Raw genomic sequence first — 1,669 nt, 5'->3', positions numbered from 1 at the left:
TACTATTAATGGTAAAAAGATTCCGCTTGAGACTTTCAAGTCCGGTTTTAATAAATTTGTAGAATCTCAACAAACTTATAATGAAAATTTGTCAGAATTAGAAGAAAAAGAGATGGCAGCAAGAAATGATATTGTGAGAGGTTTTACCAATAAAGGGGCTTGGAAGATGGAAGAAAATAATGTACCAGATTTTGATTTATGGAAAGGCTACACCCCTGCACATAACACCAATACTATGAAGGTAGATGCGACTCATTATTATGATTACGATGCTTATATGCGTGAGCAATACTTGGATAATAAAGGAGTGAGCCAATATATACCTTCTGATAAGATGAACAAATATATATATGAGATTTCAAAGAAGGTTGATGAAGAAATAGTTGATTATGTAAAAGGAAACTCGGATTTGCAAATTTCCAAGATGGATTCGAAACAGCTAGAGCAATTAGGAACAGCCTTAGACGAGCTTCCTGACGGGAGAGAAAAATTTTTCAATGATTTCCTCTGGAATAATCAATACCAGGAGGCTCAATAATGCATATTTTTAAAAAAAATAAACTCATTTTGCTTCTACTAGCTTCAGTGTTTGCTATTCCTTATCTAGCTTATCAGGGATATGTGGCGTACTATATAGCCCCATATTATAAAATTACATTAAAAAAGAAAATCCAATCTTATCAATTTATTGAAAATAATAATGCTTTGGTAATGAAATGGTCTTATGAAAATCCCTTGGATTATTGGATAACTACAAAAGAGGCATATAATTCAATATCTTCTCCCATAGTTGGTCAAAAAAAAATTGTCCAAGAATATAGTAAATTAAAGACGATGTTCAACGGACATAATATACCTGAGGGACAAGAATATTGGGGGATTACCGTTTACAATGTAGAAGGAGGGAAACTGACTTCTAAGGATTATGATATTTTTAAAATGGTTCGAGACTACAACCAAGATTTTGTTCCTAGAGAGATAGGGGATCAAATTTATATAAGTAACGATAAAGAGATTTTAGATATTTATCTTAAGAATTCTAACGATGATGTTAGAGGTAGTATTGTAAAATCAATAGATTTAAATAGCGGAAAAATCATAGAGCAGGCGGATGAAAAAGATAAAATTTTATCAGAGAGATTTGATGATACCCTTTCAGCTCTCTCTTTGGAGCCGAACTATATTAATATTAAAAGAAGAATTGAACTAAGTAAGGAAGGGAAGCTGGCAGAAGATACCCTTATCCGCCAAAAATATCCTGAAGCAGCTAAACTCTTGGAAGACGACGAAGGTATGGTTGCTCTTCTGACTGATAAGCCTAGTTTTGAGAGCGCTCTTCCAATTTTGCAGCTCTTGTATAAAAAAGATACGAATTTATTTGAAAATGTGACTATCCCAGATTATAATTCTGTAGATGGTCAGGAACATGTTGTTAACAGTCAGGAAGAATTCGTTAAATATTATAAATTTGAACAAGAATCACCTTCTAAGAAGTAACTAATAGCTTTAAGCTATCAGCTTAAAAAGACTAGATGTTTAAGATGAATAGAAAGGATAATTAGATGAGTCGTAAAGAGATAGATGCTGAAAAGTTAACAGCCTGCAAAACTAGTATGCAGGAAATGAATAAAAGATTTGAAGGAGAAATTACGGGGCTAATCCAATCTTC

The 1,669-nt window shown here is 32.8% G+C and carries 1 protein-coding gene and 1 pseudogene; both read left to right on the top strand.

The window, feature by feature from the left end; all coding sequences use genetic code 11:
• Positions 1-538, top strand: a pseudogene (locus K1I80_RS11900) (hypothetical protein); the annotation flags it as partial.
• Entirely contained in the window at positions 538-1,497 is a 960-nt protein-coding gene (locus tag K1I80_RS11895; RefSeq protein WP_223314008.1) for a hypothetical protein, read from the top strand. The pseudogene K1I80_RS11900 and the gene K1I80_RS11895, both read left to right, overlap by 1 nt.
• Positions 1,498-1,669 lie beyond the last annotated feature (172 nt).

Origin of the sequence: Streptococcus sanguinis (assembly GCF_019929225.1) — a bacterium.
Classification (GTDB): Bacteria; Bacillota; Bacilli; order Lactobacillales; family Streptococcaceae; genus Streptococcus; species Streptococcus sanguinis_J.
Note: the sequence above shows the minus strand (reverse complement) of the source record. Positions and strands in the feature narration are given on the sequence as shown.